Genomic DNA, 15777 nt, shown 5'->3' on the forward strand with positions numbered 1-15777 from the left:
CCCAGCCCCGTGCGCAGCCCGGCCAGCAGGCCGGGGGCCGAACCGGGCACCACCACCGTCCGCATCCGCGCCCAGAACCCGCCATGACCGAAGGAGGCCGCAACCTCATACAGTTCCGGGTCAATGGCGTGGACGGCCCCATAGGCCGCGTAGAAATTGATCCAGAAAACCGAAATGGCGATGACAAACGTGGCGCCCGCCGTGTTCAGTCCGAACCACAGAATGGCGAAGGGCACCCACGCCAGCCCCGGAATGGGGCGCAACACCCGCACCACCCCGGAGAGCAGCGCATCAAGCACTGGCATCGCCCCGCAGAGCAGCCCGATCACCGCACCCGTCACGGACCCGATCACCAGCCCGGTCATATAATGCGTCAGGCTGTCGCGGATGGCCTGGAGCCATGCCCCGTTACGCACCTCCCCCAGCCAGGCCGGTCCTAACGAAGAAGGCGCTGGCAACAGCCCGAACGGCACCCATCCCAGCCGGATCGCGGCTTCCCACCCCCCGAACAATACGATCAGGCCAATGGCCCCCAGCAGGGGGCGCAGCAGGATGGACCCCTTCAGGCTCACTGCGGGATCTGCCGGTAACTATCCAGATCGAACAGGGACGAGACCGGCTCCGCCTTCTGCAGTACACCCATCTGCACCTGAAAATCCTGCAGCTGGCCCACGGCGGTCACAATGGCGGCGGGATCGGACACGTAACCCGATGCGGACGCCTTCAGCGCCTCGATAATGATTTCCCGTGGCAGCATACCCCCACCCAGCGCCTGCTGCACATAGGGTTCAACCTGCTCCGGGTCGGTGGCCAGCAGATGCGTCGCCTTGACGAAGCTGGCTATGAACGGGCCTTTCCACGCCGCCCGGTCGGGCGCGTTTTCATTCACGATCGCCAGCACGGAACCCGGCTGGCCGGGCATCAGGTCATGACCGGTCGCCAGCACCCGCATGCCGGGAATCCGGTGGCGGATAATGGTCAGCGCCGGTTCACGCAGGATCGCGCCATCCACCGCCCCGGCCAGAAACGCCTGCTGGGCCGCGTCAATATCAATACCGATGATGTTGGCCACCCGCGCCGGGTCGAGCCCGTTGCGGGCCTTCAGCCAGTAGCGCAACAGGGTATCGGGCACCGAACCCTGCGGCTGGGCGGCAATCTTGGGCATGCGGTCCGTCACGGAAGCAAAATCGGCAAAACGCTGGCGCAGGGCTTCGGGCGTCAGCGCCTTGGGCTCTTCAGGCAGCCCCGAAGCCAGCGCCCCACGCGACACGACCTCCAGTTCCTCGATCGCGGCGCTGGCCACGACCTTTACATCCACGCCGTGCGCCCGCGCCTGCAACAGCGGCAGCACCCCCGCCACGTACGCATCAATCTGGCCCGAAACCAGCGCCTGCACTGCCTGCGGCCCGGACTGGAAGCGGACCAGCTGCAGGTCGATGCCCGCATCATGCGCCCAGTTCTTGCCCTGCATGACAAAAAGCGGCGCCGAACCGATGACCGGGATGTAACCCACCCGCACCGTCGCCGCCTGCGCGCCGCCGACCAGTCCAATCATGGCCACAAGAGCATAAAAGCCCCGACGGAATGCACGCCTGAAATTCGATCCTGTCATGAATAAAGCCCTGTCGGAAATGCAGGGTACGCCCTGCGTGGTGATGCCCTTTTCTAAACATACACAATATGGATTGAATATCTATATAACGATAGAAAAATGTTAGATTAAAAATGGGCACAAAAAAAACCCGGCCAAAGCCGGGCTTTTCAGGGAAAGACGAAGTCTCTCAGGCAGCCAGATCAGCTTCCTGCGCCGTTTCCGGGCGCGGGCCGCTATCCTGCCCCTTGGCCGAGACATCGCGATCCACCAGTTCGATCACGGCCATATCGGCCGCGTCACCATGGCGCATGCCGGCACGCAGCACGCGGGTGTAACCACCCGAGCGCGTCTTGTACCGGTCCGCCACCGTGGCGAACAGCTTGGACACGATCTTGTCGTCACGCAGCTGGGCGAAAGCCTGGCGGCGGGCATGCAGATCACCACGCTTGCCCAGCGTGATCAGCTTTTCCACAACCGGGCGCAGTTCCTTCGCCTTGGGCAGGGTGGTGGTGATCTGTTCGTGCTTGATCAGGGCGACAGCCATGTTGCGAAACATGGCCAGTCGATGGGACGAGGTAACGCCGAGCTTACGGCCGGCAACACCGTGACGCATGATGTAATTTCCTGTTTTTCCGGTTCAGAGGATCAGAACGGCTCGTCGAGCCTCTTTGCCAGATCTTCGATATTTTCCGGCGGCCAGGCCGGGACATTCATACCCAGTGAAAGCCCCATGGCGGTCAGGACTTCCTTGATCTCGTTCAGCGACTTGCGGCCGAAGTTCGGGGTGCGCAGCATCTCCTGCTCGGTCTTCTGAACCAGATCACCGATATAGACGATGTTGTCGTTCTTCAGGCAGTTCGCGCTACGGACCGACAGTTCAAGCTCATCGACCTTGCGCAGCAGGTTACGGTTGAACGGCAGGTCATCCTGCGGCTCTTCCGTGCGGACCGTGCGCGGCTCGTCAAAGTTGATGAAGAGCTGAAGCTGATCCTGCAGGATACGCGCGGCAAGCGCCACGGCATCTTCAGGCGTCACGGCGCCGTTCGTCTCGACCGTCAGCAGCAGACGGTCATAATCCGTCACCTGCCCCACGCGGGTCTGCTCGACCTTGTAGGACACGCGCCGCACGGGCGAATAGATGGCGTCCACCGGGATCAGGCCGATCGGCGCATCTTCCGGGCGGTTCGCCGCTGCCGGAACATAGCCCTTGCCCATGTTCACGGTGAATTCCATCCCGAACTTCACCCCTTCATCAAGGGTGCAGATCACCAAGTCGGGGTTCATGACCTCGATGTCATGGCCGGTCTGGATCTGGCCCGCACGCACTTCACCCGGCCCCGTGGCCGTCAGCACCATGCGCTTGGGCCCCTCGCCATGCATGCGCAGGGCAAGCTGCTTGATGTTCAGGACGATATCGGTCACGTCTTCACGAACACCCGCCACCGACGAGAATTCATGCAGCACGCCGTCAATCTGGATTGCCGTAACCGCAGCCCCCTGCAGGGACGACAGCAGAACCCGACGGATCGCATTGCCCAGCGTCATGCCAAAACCGCGTTCCAGCGGCTCGGCCACGACGGTGGCAACACGTGAAGGTTCCGCCCCCGGTTCGACTTCCAGCTTTTCCGGCTTGATCAGGGATTGCCAGTTTTTCTGGAGGACCAAGGTAATGGCCTTTCAAGACTGATCTGCCGCCCGCGGGGGCGACAGATGGTACCCCACATGGAGATACCGGAATGACAATCTTCCCCCGCATGCGGGGGAATACGACTTACAGATTGCGGATCAGACGCAACGGCGCTTGCGCGGACGGCAGCCGTTGTGCGGGACTGGCGTCATGTCACGAATGGCCGTGATCGAAAAACCGACAGCCTGCAGGGCGCGCAGTGCGCTCTCACGCCCCGAACCCGGACCGGAAACCTCGATTTCCAGCGTCTCCATGCCGTGCTCGCGCGCCTTGCGGCCCGCGTCTTCGGCGGCAACCTGCGCCGCGTACGGCGTGGACTTGCGCGAACCCTTGAAGCCCTGGGCACCAGCGGAGGACCAGGCAATCGCATTGCCCTGCGCATCCGAGATGGTGATCATGGTGTTGTTGAAGGTGGACAGCACATGCGCCACACCGGAAATGATGTTTTTCCGCTCTTTCTTGCGAATACGCGGAGCCGCAGCTTTCGCCATAGTTTTCTCGATCCTGTCAGTTCAAACGGTGCATGGAGCGCATACCGCCCCACGCATACCGGGCAATCCGCTGATTAGCGGGTAGCCTTCTTCTTGCCCGCAATAGCCACGGCCTTACCCTTGCGGGTACGGGCGTTGGTATGTGTCCGCTGACCATGGACAGGCAGCCCACGCCGATGACGCAGACCACGATAGCAACCCAGGTCCATCAGACGCTTGATGTTCATCGCCACTTCACGGCGCAGATCACCTTCAACGCGATACTCGCTGTCGATGAGTTCACGGATCTTGCCGATCTCGTCATCCGACAGTTCGTTCACGCGGCGCTCGGCCGGGATCGCCAGCTGATCGCAGATCGCCTGGGCCTTGGTAGCCCCGATACCATAGATATAGCGCAGGCCAATTGTAACCCGCTTGTTGGTTGGGATGTTCACGCCGGCAATACGCGCCACGCCACTTACTCCTCGTCCGCCCTTTCGGGGCACTAACATTCAGGCAGGGCTGCGTCACACCACCTGCCCTATCTGGCAGGAGCGCCGTGAACATACCGGCTTGAAACCGGCCAACCCCATCATCATTCATTCAGGCCGCACCTGCCGTGTCATCGTGACCGACTCATGCGACGCTCATACCTTGAGGGCGCGCAATATACCGCCGCCCCCTTCCGAGTCAATTATTTTGCATCACTTTTTAGTGATACGGTCGATAACACCAAAGACTTCCCGGGTTACCGTATCAATGTCCGCCATGCCGTCCACACGGTACAGACGCTTCTCCGCCTCATAATAAGGCAGGATCGGCGCGGTCTGTTCACGGTAGGCCCGCAGCCTCGCGGCCACGGTGTCGCGCCGGTCGTCGTCACGGCGGATGAAGTCGTGGCCCCCGCACACATCGCAGGTGCCAGCCACCTTCGGCCGCTTGAACAGGTCGTTATACCCGGCGCCACACTTCGCGCAGGTATAGCGGCCCGCGATACGGTCGGCGAGGGCGTTCTCATCCACGTCCAGCAGCAGCACGGCGTCGATATGCCGCCCGCTGCGCGCCAGCATGGTGTCCAGCGCCTCCGCCTGCGCCCGCGTGCGCGGGAAGCCGTCCAGAATGAACCCATGGGCACAGTCCGGCTGCTGGATGCGGCTCTCGATCATCGTAATGATCAGGTCGTCGGGCACCAGCCCGCCTTCCGCCATGATGCTCTTGACCTTCTGCCCCAGCGGACTTCCCGCCGCGACTTCGGCCCGAAGCATGTCGCCCGTGGAAATCTGGGCGATTCCATACCGTTCTTCCAGCCGCTTGGCCTGGGTGCCCTTTCCGGCGCCCGGCGGTCCGAGAAAAATAATATTCAACGCATTCTGCCCTTTCTGCCCCGTCCCCTGCGCATGAGTCCCTGATACTGGTGCGCGACGAGGTGAGACTGCACCTGTGTCACCGTATCGATCGTCACGGTCACGATAATGATCAGACTGGTGCCGCCAAAATAGAAAGGCACGTTGTAATGGCTGATCAGGATCTGGGGCAACAGGCAGACGGCAACAAGATACAGCGCGCCGATGGTCGTGATGCGCGTGAGGATCCTGTCAAAGAAGGTGGCCGTATTCGCACCCGGACGGATACCCGGCACAAATCCCCCCTGCTTGCGCAGGTTCTCCGCCGTTTCCTGCGGGTTGAAGGTCACCGCCGCGTAGAAATAGGAGAAGAAGACGATCATCCCCGCATAGAACAGCATGTAAAGCGGCTGTCCCTGCCCCAGTTCCTGCCCCAGGAAGGACAGCCATCCCGGCATCGAACTGTTGTTCACGAAGCCGGAAATCGTGACCGGAATCAGGAGAACGGAAGATGCGAAGATCGGTGGAATCGAACCCGCCGTATTGACCTTCAGCGGCATATGGTCGAATCGCCACCGAACATGCGCTGGCCGACCTGCCGCTTGGGGTACTGGATGACCACACGCCGCTGCGCCAGTTCCATGAACACGATGAACGCAATGGTCACGGCGGCCAGCACCAGAAACACCATGACGAAAAATGGCGAAAGCGCCCCGGTATAGCCAAGCTGGAACAGGCTCGCCATCGCATTGGGCAGATTGGCCACGATACCGGCGAAGATGATCAGCGAAATGCCGTTCCCCACCCCCCGGGACGTAATCTGCTCGCCCAGCCACATCAGGAACATGGTCCCGCCCACAAGGGTCAGCACACACGAAACGATGAAGAACACCCCGGGCGACACGACGGCCGACCCGGCCTCCGTATGCATGTTCTCAAGCCCGATCGCGATGCCGTAGGCCTGGAACAGCGCGATGATTACGGTCAGGTAGCGCGTATATTCATTCAGCTTGCGCCGCCCGCCCTCACCTTCCTTTTTCAGCGCCTCAAGCGACGGAATCGCCGCCGACATCAACTGCACGATGATCGAGGCGCTGATGTAGGGCATGATATTCAACGCGAACACGGTCATGCGCCCCAGCGCACCACCCGTGAACATATCGAACATGCCAAGTATGCCGCCCTGGTGCCGGGCCAGAAGCTGCCCCATGACCGTCGCATCGACGCCAGGAACGGGAATATAGGTGCCGATCCGATACACGATCAGCGCACCCAGCGTGAACCAGATGCGCTTCTTCAGTTCCGTCGCATTGGCAAAGGAACTGAAATTCAGATTGGCAGCCAACTGTTCGGCCGCGGAGGCCATGCGCCCATCCTTTCACAAGAACAGCGTCACCGCAGGAAACGGGGACGCTGTCATGATAAAAAAAACCGCAAAAAGTAATAAAGCGATGCGCCCGCCAAGTGCAAGCAGCATCGCTTTTATCATGCTTCAGGGACAGAACATGTCTGTGCCCGGAAACGGTCATTCTGCGGCAGGAGCCTGCTGCTTCTGCGCCTTGACCTGCACCTTGCCGCCCGCTTTTTCAACGGCGGCGACGGCACCGGCCGAAGCTCCGGCCACTTCAATCGTGACGGCATGGTTCAGTTCACCATCCGCCAGAAGGCGGATACCGGCGAAACGACCGGAACCGACCAGACCAGCCTTCGCCAGCACTTCCTCGGTCACGGGAGCCTTGGCATCGACCTTGCCCGCGGCAATCGCCTTGTCCAGCGCGCCCAGATTCACGATGGCATATTCCTTGCGGAAAATGTTCTTGAATCCACGCTTGGGCAGACGGCGGTAGATCGGAAGCTGACCACCCTCGAAGCCGTTCAGCGACACACCGGAGCGCGCCTTCTGGCCCTTCACACCCTTGCCGGATGTCTTGCCCTTGCCGGAGCCGATACCACGACCAAGGCGCTTTTTGGTGTAGCGCGCGCCTTCGTTGTCACGGAGTTCGTTCAGGTTCATCTCAATCCTCCACCTTGATCAGGTGGGACACCTTGCGGATCATGCCGCGAACCGAAGGCGTATCCTCCAGCTCACGGGTCCGACCGATCTTGTTCAGGCCGAGACCAACCAGCGTCGCCTGCTGGCCCGGCTTGCGCCCGTTCCCGGAATGCACCTGGGTGACGCGGACAGTCGCCTTGGTATCAGACATCAGCCGAAGCCTCCGTTGCTACCGCCGCCTCGCGACGCCCCAGAATGTCCGAAACCTTCTTGCCACGGCGGTTGGCGACCGAACGCGGGCTGGCGCAACGCTCCAGCGCGGCGAATGTCGCCTTGACCATGTTGTGCGGGTTCCGGGTTCCAAGGGACTTGGCCACCACATCGTTGATGCCCAGGCTCTCGAACACCGCGCGCATCGGACCACCGGCAATGATGCCCGTGCCCGCATCCGCGGAGCGCAGGACAACCTTGCCCGCCCCGAAGTGACCGGCCACATCGTGATGCAGCGTACGGCCTTCCTTCATCGGAACGCGGATCATCGCGCGCTTCGCACGGTCGGTTGCCTTGCGGATCGCTTCGGGAACCTCACGGGCCTTGCCCGCGCCAAACCCGACGCGTCCCTTCTGGTCACCAACCACGACCAGTGCTGCGAATGCAAAGCGACGACCGCCCTTTACAACCTTCGCAACACGATTGATCGTGACCAGCTTGTCGACCAGATCATCGCCCTCGCGGTCGCGATCGCGACCACCCCGGCCGCCTTCTCTCGGTTCACGTGCCATTATGCGTGACCCTTTCGTCAGAACGAGAGACCGCCCTCACGGGCAGCCTCCGCCAGGGCCTTGATACGCCCATGATAGAGATAAGCGCCGCGGTCGAAAACGACCTTCGACACACCGGCAGCCACCGCGCGTTCCGCCAGAAGCTTGCCAACCGCACCCGCCGCCTTGACGTCCGTGCCACCCGACAGGATGGAACGCAGGTTCTTGTCCAGCGACGATGCCGCGGCCAGTGTACGGCCAGCAGCGTCGTCGATCACCTGGGCGTAGATGTTCTTGCCCGAACGGAACACCGACAGACGCGGACGGCCACCGCTCTTGCGGCGAAGCTGGAAACGGAGACGCTGACGCCGCCGTTCCCGCAGATCCTTCTGCGTGCTCATTATTTCTTCTTGCCTTCCTTGCGACGGATGGTTTCCGTTTCATAACGGACACCCTTGCCCTTGTAGGGTTCGGGCTTGCGGAAGCTACGGATGTCAAGCGCAACCTGACCGACACGCTGCTTGTCGATACCTTCGACGGTGACAGCGGTCGGACGCGGCGTCGTGATCTTGATCCCTTCGGGAATCGCATAGACGATGTCATGCGAATAACCGAGATTCATGACCAGGTTCTTGCCCTGCACCGCGGCGCGATAACCCGTTCCGGTAATTTCCAGCGTCTTGGAAAACCCTTCGGACACGCCCTTGACCATTCCCGCGATCAGGGAACGGGTGGTCCCCCACATCATGCGGGCCTGGGCAGCGGTATCGGTCGGCTTGACCGCAACCTTGCCATCCGCAACGTCAACCGCGACATGACGGGACAGCGGCAGCTTGAGTTCGCCCAGCTTCCCCTTTGCCGTCAGCACGCCATCAGCAATGGAAACCTGCACACCCGACGGAACTTCGACGGGATATTTGCCCACTCGCGACATTTATCCCTCCTCAGAACACACGGCAGAGGACTTCACCGCCAACATTGGCAGCGCGGGCCTCCGCATCGGACAGGACACCGCGCGGGGTCGACAGGATCGACACACCCAGCCCGGCATAGACACGCGGCAGTTCCTTGATCTTGGAATAGACGCGGCGTCCCGGCTTGGACACACGGTGGATTTCTTTGATGACCGGCTCGCCATCGAGATACTTCAGCTCGATACGCAACTGGGCCACGCCCTTGCGCAGTTCCTCACGGGAGAAACCACGGATATAGCCCTCGCGGCGCAGGGCCTCCAGGACACTGGCGCGCAGCTTGGAAGCCGGCGCGACGCATGCGGCATGCCGTGCACGCTGCGCATTGCGGATCCGGGTGAGCAGATCACCCAACGGATCAGAAAGTGACATCGTTCCCTGCCCTTACCAGCTCGATTTGACCATACCCGGGATCTGACCATTGGAGGCCAAGTCGCGCAGGGCGATACGGCAGAGTTCGAACTTTCTGTAATTGGCGCGCGGACGCCCCGTCAACTTGCAGCGCAGGCGCACGCGGACGCGCGAACCATTGCGAGGAAGTTCAGCAAGCTTGAGCGATGCATCGAAACGATCTTCAACCGGCAGAGACCGGTCCATGATGATGTTCTTCAGTGCTGTCCGCTTAGCCCGGTCCCGGATTGCCATGCGCTCGCGCTTGACATTCCGGTTAACGGCGGAAATTTTGGCCATACCTTGTTTTACCCTCCGGAACCTGTCGGGCCATTCCCAACGGTTTTCCAAACAACGTGTCTATTAGGTCTTCTGGACTTCAGACGGAAGCCCTTTCGCTACATTTTTATGCAGCGAAGGGCAGATCAAACGCCTTGAGCAGAGCCTTTGCTTCCGCATCCGTCTTCGCGGTGGTCACGAAGATGATGTCCATGCCCCGGATCTCGTCTACCTTGTCGTATTCGATTTCCGGAAAGACGATCTGTTCCTTCAGGCCCATGGCGAAGTTGCCACGACCGTCAAAACCCTTGTTCGCCGGCAGCCCACGGAAATCACGCACGCGCGGCAGGGCGATCGTGACAAAACGGTCCAGGAATTCGAACATCTGCGTGCGACGCAGCGTCACCTTGCACCCGATCGGCAGACCCTCACGGATCTTGAAGCCCGCGATCGCCTTCTTGGCAACCGTCTTGACCGGCTTCTGCCCCGCGATCAGGGTCATTTCCTTGACGGCGGCGTCCAGCTTCTTCTGGTCACCGGCGGCTTCGCCCACGCCCATGTTCAGGACGATCTTTTCGAGACGCGGAATCTGCATCTCGTTTTCGTACCCGAATTCCGCGCGCAGCTTCGCGCGCAGCTCGTTCCTGTAGCGCTGCTGCATGCGCGGCACAGGGCGGGCCTCTTTCACTTCAGACATACCCGCCTCCTCAGCCTTCGATAACTTCGCCGGTCGCCTTGGCGACGCGAACCTTGCGACCATCTTCCAGAACCCGGAAACCCACCTTGGTCGGGTCGCCGCTCTTGGGATCGATCAGCTTCAGGTTGGACAGGTGTACAGGCATTTCCTTCTGGATGATGCCCCCCTGCTCACCCATGCGGGACGGACGGGTATGCCGCTTGGCGATTGCCACGCCACGGACGACAGCCTTGTTGGCCGCCGGCAGGACTGTAACAACCTCGCCACGGATTCCCTTGGAACCACCAGTGGTGACCAGAACCTGGTCACCCTTCTTGATACGAGCAGCCATTACAGCACCTCCGGTGCCAGCGAGATGATCTTCATGAACTTGCGCGCACGCAGTTCGCGCACGACCGGGCCAAAGATACGCGTGCCAATCGGCTCCTGCTGCTTGTTGATCAGCACGGCCGCGTTGCGGTCAAACCGGATGGCGCTGCCATCCGCACGGCGCACGGGGTAGGAAGTACGGACGATCACCGCCTGGTGAACGTCGCCCTTCTTTACCTTCCCGCGGGGAATGGCCTCTTTGACGGACACGACAATCACGTCGCCGACCGAGGCAGTCTTCCGCTTGGAACCGCCCAGCACCTTGATGCACTGCACCTGACGGGCACCGGAATTGTCGGCCACGTCAAGGTTGGTCTCGGGATGGATCATGGTCTATGCCCTTCTTTACGCCTGCGTACCAGACGCGGCACCGGCGGCAGCCGCGAGCGGCTGACCATTCCGGACAACGACAGTCCAGGTCTTGCGGCGGGAAATCGGGCGGCATTCTTCAATGCGCACCATGTCCCCCACCTTGCATTCATTCAAGCCGTCATGCGCCGCATACTTCTTCGAGCGACGAATGAACTTCTTATACAACGGATGGATAACGCGACGATCGACAAGAACCGTTACGGTCTTGTCCATCTTGTCGCTGGTTACCCTTCCGGTCAGGACGCGCCTTGGCATCGCCCGTCTCCCTTCAGGACTTTACTGCCGGCGCCTGGCCAGCGGAACTCTTCTTCACAACTTCGGTCGCAATCGTCTTCACACGCGCGATGTCACGACGGACCTCACGCATGCGGGACTGCCCCTCGGTCTGGCCGGTCGCGTGCTGAAACCGAAGATTGAACTGCTCGCGCTTCAGATCGACGAGAAGCGTATCCAGTTCTTCAACAGTCTTGGCACGCAGATCGGCCGGCTTTGTTGCCTTCGCCATCTCACGCCTCTCCGATACGGGTCACGAACTTTGTCTTGATCGGCAGCTTCGCCGCGCCAAGAGCCAGCGCTTCACGCGCGACTTCCGGCGGCACACCTTCGATCTCGAACAGAATTCGACCCGGCTTCACACGAGCCACCCAGTATTCAGGCGACCCCTTGCCGGACCCCATACGCACTTCTGCGGGCTTTGTCGAGACCGGAAGATCAGGGAAAATCCGAATCCAGACACGACCCGCACGTTTCATGGCGCGGGTAATGGCACGACGGGCAGCTTCGATCTGGCGGGCCGTGATCCGTTCAGGCTGGAGAGCCTTCAGGCCAAAAGCCCCGAAATTCAGGGTTGTGCCACCCTTGGCCAACCCATGAATGCGCCCTTTGTGGGCCTTGCGGTACTTTGTCCGCTTGGGAGAAAGCATTTTCTAAATCCTCACGCGCCGCCTGGCGCATCTAGGTCCATTTGACCGCGCAGATCAGCGCTGCGGGGCCTGTTCGGCGGCGCGACGGTCCTGCGCCAGCGGATCATGGGCAAGAATCTCGCCCTTGAAGATCCAGACCTTCACACCACAGGTGCCATAGGTCGTCTTGGCGGTCGCCACACCATAATCGATGTCCGCGCGCAGCGTATGCAGCGGCACCCGACCTTCGCGATACCACTCGATACGCGCGATTTCCGCGCCGCCCAGACGGCCCGAGCAGTTGATCCGGATACCCTGCGCGCCAAGGCGCATGGCGGACTGCACGGCGCGCTTCATGGCGCGACGGAACGCAACGCGACGTTCGAGCTGCTGCGCGATGTTCTCGGCCACGAGGGTCGCATCGATTTCCGGCTTGCGGATCTCGACGATGTTCAGCGCGACATCGGTCTTGGCCATGCGGGCCAGATCCTTGCGCAGCACGTCGATATCCTGCCCCTTCTTGCCGATCACCACGCCCGGACGGGCCGCGTAGATGGTAACGCGGGGCTTCTTGGCCGGACGTTCGATAACCACACGGGACACACCCGCACCGGACAGCTTGCGACGCAGATAGGCGCGCAGCTTCAGGTCATCATGCAGCAGGCGCGCATAATCGGCATCGGCGTACCAGCGGCTGTCCCATGTCCGGTTAATACCGAGCCGCAGCCCGATCGGATTAACTTTATGTCCCATGGATCAGGCTGCCTTTTTTTCGGTTTCAGCTTCGGACTTCTTTTCAGCCACAACGATGGTCAGGTGGCTGAAAAACTTCTCGATGCGGGCCGAACGGCCACGACCACGTGCGTGGAAACGACGCATCACGATCGACTTGCCCACCTCTGCGCGGGCGACAACCAGCTGGTCAACGTCCAGCTGATGGTTGTTCTCGGCATTGGCGATCGCGCTTTCCAGGGTCTTCTTGACCTGCTGGGCGATACGCCGCTTGGAGAAAGTGAGCGTGGCGATCGCCTGCCCGGCCGGCTTGTTGCGGATCAGACCCGCAACAAGGTTCAGCTTGCGCGGGCTGATGCGGATATTCCGCGTCATGGCCTGCGCTTCGGTTTCCGCGAGCGTGCGCGGATGCTTAGGCTTGCTCATGATCAGCCCCGCTTCGCTTTCTTGTCCGAAGAATGACCCGTGAAGGTACGGGTCGGCGAAAATTCACCGAACTTGTGCCCCACCATATTCTCGGAGACCTGCACGGGCAGGAATTTGTGCCCGTTATAGACGCCGAACGTCAGCCCGACGAACTGCGGCAGGATGGTGGATCGACGCGACCAGATCTTGATCACTTCGTTACGGCCCGATGCGCGCGATGCATCGGCTTTGTTCAGCAGATACCCGTCCACGAACGGGCCCTTCCAGACGGAACGTGCCATCTTAAATGCCCCTTACTTGCCGGTCTTCCGGCGACGGATAATCAGACTGTCCGTACGCTTGTTGACCCTGGTCTTGTAACCCTTAGTCGGCTTGCCCCATGGCGTAACCGGATGACGCCCGCCCGAGGTGCGTCCCTCACCACCGCCATGCGGATGGTCAACCGGGTTCATGACAACACCACGGTTATGCGGACGGCGGCCCAGCCAGCGGCTGCGGCCGGCCTTGCCCATATGCTGGTTCATGTTGTCCGGGTTAGACACGGCGCCAATGGTCGCCATGCATTCCGCGCGGACAACACGCAGCTCACCGGACTGCAGCTTGATCTGGGCGTAACCCATATCCTTGCCGACCAGCTGGGCATAGGTGCCAGCGGAACGTGCAATCTTGCCACCGCCACCGGCCTTGAGCTCGATGTTGTGGATGATCGTGCCCACCGGAACGGCGGACAGCGGCATCGCGTTGCCCGGCTTGATGTCGGCGCGCGCACCGGCGACAACCTGATCACCCGCCTTCAGGCGCTGCGGCGCGATGATGTAGGCCAGTTCGCCGTCTTCATACTTGATGAGCGCGATGAACGCCGTGCGGTTCGGATCGTATTCCAGACGCTCCACCGTGCCGACTACGTCGAACTTGCGACGCTTGAAGTCAACATAGCGATAGGACTGCTTGTGTCCGCCACCGATGAAACGCGAGGTGGTGCGGCCGTGGTTGTTACGACCGCCGCTCTTGTTCTTCCCCTCGGTCAGGCCCTTTACGGGCTTGCCCTTCCACAGCTCCTTGCGGTCGATCAGAACCGTTCCGCGCAGGCTGGGGGTAACTGGATTAAAGTGCTTCAATGCCATTTCTTGTCACCCCGCGTCAGACCAGCTTCGCGGTCAGGTCGATGGACTGACCTTCAGCAAGCTGGACAAACGCCTTCTTCACATCCGAACGCTGGCCGGGACGTCCCTTGAAGCGCTTGGCCTTCCCTTTCTGGATGAGTGTGTTCACACCCAGAACCTTCACACCAAACAGCGTCTCGACCGCTACCTTGATCTCCGGCTTCGTCGCGGTGATCGCGACCTTGAAACCGACCTGATTCTTCTCGGACAGGGCTGTCGCCTTTTCCGTGATCAGGGGGGAGCGGATGATGTCGTACATCGCTTCCCGGGACATACGCTCCGCCTTCTTGCGGATTGCCAGGATGTTGGTCATGCCAGACGCTCCTTCAGGCCCTCAACCCCGGCGCGGGTGATCGCCAGCACCTCATGGTTGAGGATGTCATAGACATTCGCGCCCACTGTCGGAAGAATGTCGATCTTCGGCAGGTTGCGCGCGGCGCGGCCGAAGTTCTCTTCAACCGCCGCATCCACGATCAGCGCAGACGTCCAGCCCAGAACCTTCAGCTTCCGGGCCAGTTCGGCCGACTTGCCCGACGCGGTCGCCGCTTCGAGCACGACCAGCTTTCCTTCCGCCGCCTTCTGCGACAGGGCGGAAATCAGGCCCAGGCGACGCACCTTCTTGGGCAGGTCATAGCCATGGTCACGCACGACCGGGCCATGGACCGCACCACCGGTACGATACTGCGGCGAACGCAGCGAACCCTGACGGGCGCTACCCGTGCCTTTCTGGCGGTAGGGCTTCTTGGTCGTGCCGGAGACTTCCCCCATGCCCTTGACCTTGTGCGTCCCTGCCCGGCGCTTGGCCAGCTGCCAATGCACCACACGCGCCATGATATCCGTGCGCGGCGTTGCGGCGAAAATCTCGTCCGGAAGGCTGGCGGTACCTGCGCTCCCGTTATCGAGGGTTTTGATTTCGTAATCCATTGCCCTCTATCCTCAGCCCGCAGCCTCAACCAGGGCCGCCGGATACGGCGCCTCGGCATGACGGGCCTTCTTGATCGCATCACGAACCAGAACCACTTCATTCTTTCCGCCCGGCACGGAGCCACGGATCATGATGAGGTTCTTCTCGCGTCGACAGCCGCTACCTCAAGGTTCAGCGTGGTCACACGCTCGGAACCGAGATGGCCAGCCATCTTCTTGTTCTTGAAGACCTTACCCGGATCCTGACGGTTACCCGTCGAACCATGGGAACGGTGACTGATCGAGACACCGTGGGTGGCTTCGAGACCGGCAAAGTTCCAGCGCTTCATCGCGCCAGCGAAACCCTTACCTTTGCTGGTGCCGGTAACGTCCACCTTCTGCCCCGCCACGAAATGGGCGGCGGACAGAGAAGCCCCGACTTCCAGAACGGCATCATCCGCAACGCGGAATTCAGCCAGCTTCTTCTTGGGCTCGACCTTGGCCTTGGCAAAATGGCCGCGGTTCGGCTTCGATACATTCTTGACCTTGGCCTTGCCCGCGCCGAGCTGCACGGCCGTGTAGCCGTCGCGTTCGGTGGTACGGACATCAACCACCTGCAGATCATCAACCTGCAGGACAGTCACCGGCACATGTGTGCCGTCTTCCTTGAACAGCCGGGTCATACCCAGCTTTTTTGCGATCAATCCGGTGCGCATCGTCTGGAC

26 protein-coding genes and 2 pseudogenes are annotated in these 15777 nt (G+C 61.2%); all 28 read right to left on the bottom strand.

The genetic code is table 11. The features are described 5' to 3' along the window. Nucleotides 1-572 (bottom strand): ABC transporter permease (locus tag JCM25156_RS00830; protein ID WP_025811591.1); only part of this gene is annotated, 572 nt, incomplete at its 3' end. Then, on the bottom strand, nucleotides 569-1612 hold the full coding sequence (locus tag JCM25156_RS00840; protein WP_025811593.1) for an ABC transporter substrate-binding protein: 1044 nt from the start codon (nucleotides 1610-1612) through the stop codon (nucleotides 569-571). The genes JCM25156_RS00840 and JCM25156_RS00830, both read right to left, overlap by 4 nt. A gap of 169 nt (nucleotides 1613-1781) precedes the next feature. Further along, nucleotides 1782-2207 (bottom strand): 50S ribosomal protein L17, encoded by a 426-nt coding sequence (gene rplQ, locus JCM25156_RS00845; RefSeq protein WP_025811595.1) that lies wholly within the window; start codon nucleotides 2205-2207, stop codon nucleotides 1782-1784. Between the two features lie 32 nt (nucleotides 2208-2239). Next, the gene (locus tag JCM25156_RS00850) at nucleotides 2240-3259 is read right to left on the bottom strand and encodes a DNA-directed RNA polymerase subunit alpha (protein WP_025811597.1); all 1020 of its coding nucleotides are present in this window, start codon (nucleotides 3257-3259) and stop codon (nucleotides 2240-2242) included. A gap of 120 nt (nucleotides 3260-3379) precedes the next feature. Then, nucleotides 3380-3772, bottom strand: a complete 393-nt coding sequence (gene rpsK, locus JCM25156_RS00855) for a 30S ribosomal protein S11 (RefSeq protein ID WP_025811598.1) — start codon at nucleotides 3770-3772, stop codon at nucleotides 3380-3382. Between the two features lie 74 nt (nucleotides 3773-3846). After that, complete coding sequence (rpsM, locus tag JCM25156_RS00860) at nucleotides 3847-4224, bottom strand: 30S ribosomal protein S13 (RefSeq protein WP_025811600.1); 378 nt, start codon at nucleotides 4222-4224, stop codon at nucleotides 3847-3849. A gap of 231 nt (nucleotides 4225-4455) precedes the next feature. Beyond that, complete coding sequence (locus JCM25156_RS00865; RefSeq protein ID WP_025811601.1) at nucleotides 4456-5115, bottom strand: adenylate kinase; 660 nt, start codon at nucleotides 5113-5115, stop codon at nucleotides 4456-4458. Continuing rightward, nucleotides 5112-6460, bottom strand: a pseudogene (gene secY, locus JCM25156_RS20415) (preprotein translocase subunit SecY). The gene JCM25156_RS00865 and the pseudogene secY overlap by 4 nt, the downstream one beginning before the upstream one ends. Before the next feature lie 159 nt (nucleotides 6461-6619). Further along, a complete protein-coding gene (rplO, locus tag JCM25156_RS00880; RefSeq protein ID WP_025811602.1) occupies nucleotides 6620-7108 on the bottom strand; it encodes a 50S ribosomal protein L15 in 489 nt (162 codons plus the stop codon). 1 nt (nucleotide 7109) lies between these two features. Continuing rightward, a complete protein-coding gene (rpmD, locus tag JCM25156_RS00885; protein ID WP_025811603.1) occupies nucleotides 7110-7298 on the bottom strand; it encodes a 50S ribosomal protein L30 in 189 nt (62 codons plus the stop codon). Then, nucleotides 7291-7869, bottom strand: a complete 579-nt coding sequence (rpsE, locus tag JCM25156_RS00890; RefSeq protein WP_025811604.1) for a 30S ribosomal protein S5 — start codon at nucleotides 7867-7869, stop codon at nucleotides 7291-7293. The genes rpmD and rpsE overlap by 8 nt, the downstream gene beginning before the upstream one ends. A gap of 17 nt (nucleotides 7870-7886) precedes the next feature. After that, on the bottom strand, nucleotides 7887-8249 hold the full coding sequence (gene rplR / locus JCM25156_RS00895) for a 50S ribosomal protein L18 (RefSeq protein WP_025811605.1): 363 nt from the start codon (nucleotides 8247-8249) through the stop codon (nucleotides 7887-7889). After that, complete coding sequence (rplF, locus tag JCM25156_RS00900; protein WP_025811607.1) at nucleotides 8249-8782, bottom strand: 50S ribosomal protein L6; 534 nt, start codon at nucleotides 8780-8782, stop codon at nucleotides 8249-8251. The genes rplR and rplF overlap by 1 nt, the downstream gene beginning before the upstream one ends. 10 nt (nucleotides 8783-8792) lie before the next feature. After that, a complete protein-coding gene (gene rpsH, locus JCM25156_RS00905; protein WP_010506719.1) occupies nucleotides 8793-9191 on the bottom strand; it encodes a 30S ribosomal protein S8 in 399 nt (132 codons plus the stop codon). 12 nt (nucleotides 9192-9203) lie between these two features. Continuing rightward, complete coding sequence (gene rpsN / locus JCM25156_RS00910) at nucleotides 9204-9509, bottom strand: 30S ribosomal protein S14 (protein ID WP_025811609.1); 306 nt, start codon at nucleotides 9507-9509, stop codon at nucleotides 9204-9206. 106 nt (nucleotides 9510-9615) lie between these two features. Next, entirely contained in the window at nucleotides 9616-10185 is a 570-nt protein-coding gene (rplE, locus tag JCM25156_RS00915) for a 50S ribosomal protein L5 (protein WP_034957938.1), read from the bottom strand. Between the two features lie 10 nt (nucleotides 10186-10195). After that, entirely contained in the window at nucleotides 10196-10516 is a 321-nt protein-coding gene (gene rplX / locus JCM25156_RS00920; protein WP_025811612.1) for a 50S ribosomal protein L24, read from the bottom strand. Continuing rightward, nucleotides 10516-10884: a 50S ribosomal protein L14 gene (gene rplN / locus JCM25156_RS00925; protein WP_007399629.1), complete on the bottom strand. Its 369-nt coding sequence runs from the start codon at nucleotides 10882-10884 to the stop codon at nucleotides 10516-10518. The genes rplX and rplN overlap by 1 nt, the downstream gene beginning before the upstream one ends. A 15-nt stretch (nucleotides 10885-10899) precedes the next feature. Then, nucleotides 10900-11181, bottom strand: a complete 282-nt coding sequence (gene rpsQ / locus JCM25156_RS00930; protein WP_025811618.1) for a 30S ribosomal protein S17 — start codon at nucleotides 11179-11181, stop codon at nucleotides 10900-10902. Between the two features lie 13 nt (nucleotides 11182-11194). Beyond that, complete coding sequence (gene rpmC, locus JCM25156_RS00935) at nucleotides 11195-11431, bottom strand: 50S ribosomal protein L29 (protein ID WP_025811620.1); 237 nt, start codon at nucleotides 11429-11431, stop codon at nucleotides 11195-11197. A 1-nt stretch (nucleotide 11432) separates the two neighbouring features. Then, nucleotides 11433-11849 (bottom strand): 50S ribosomal protein L16, encoded by a 417-nt coding sequence (gene rplP, locus JCM25156_RS00940; protein WP_007399626.1) that lies wholly within the window; start codon nucleotides 11847-11849, stop codon nucleotides 11433-11435. 54 nt (nucleotides 11850-11903) lie between these two features. Beyond that, nucleotides 11904-12581, bottom strand: coding sequence for a 30S ribosomal protein S3 (rpsC, locus tag JCM25156_RS00945; RefSeq protein ID WP_007399625.1), 678 nt, complete (start codon nucleotides 12579-12581; stop codon nucleotides 11904-11906). A gap of 3 nt (nucleotides 12582-12584) precedes the next feature. Continuing rightward, nucleotides 12585-12986, bottom strand: coding sequence for a 50S ribosomal protein L22 (gene rplV, locus JCM25156_RS00950; protein WP_025811622.1), 402 nt, complete (start codon nucleotides 12984-12986; stop codon nucleotides 12585-12587). Nucleotides 12987-12988: 2 nt separating this feature from the next. Then, a complete protein-coding gene (gene rpsS, locus JCM25156_RS00955; RefSeq protein ID WP_007399623.1) occupies nucleotides 12989-13267 on the bottom strand; it encodes a 30S ribosomal protein S19 in 279 nt (92 codons plus the stop codon). 12 nt (nucleotides 13268-13279) lie between these two features. Then, complete coding sequence (gene rplB, locus JCM25156_RS00960) at nucleotides 13280-14110, bottom strand: 50S ribosomal protein L2 (protein WP_025811624.1); 831 nt, start codon at nucleotides 14108-14110, stop codon at nucleotides 13280-13282. 16 nt (nucleotides 14111-14126) lie between these two features. Beyond that, nucleotides 14127-14423 (bottom strand): 50S ribosomal protein L23, encoded by a 297-nt coding sequence (locus JCM25156_RS00965; RefSeq protein WP_183479344.1) that lies wholly within the window; start codon nucleotides 14421-14423, stop codon nucleotides 14127-14129. Nucleotides 14424-14458: 35 nt separating this feature from the next. Next, a complete protein-coding gene (gene rplD / locus JCM25156_RS00970; RefSeq protein WP_025811627.1) occupies nucleotides 14459-15073 on the bottom strand; it encodes a 50S ribosomal protein L4 in 615 nt (204 codons plus the stop codon). A 12-nt stretch (nucleotides 15074-15085) separates the two neighbouring features. Beyond that, nucleotides 15086-15768: pseudogene (rplC, locus tag JCM25156_RS00975) on the bottom strand (50S ribosomal protein L3). Nucleotides 15769-15777: the final 9 nt, after the last annotated feature.

This window comes from Komagataeibacter kakiaceti JCM 25156 (assembly GCF_000613305.1).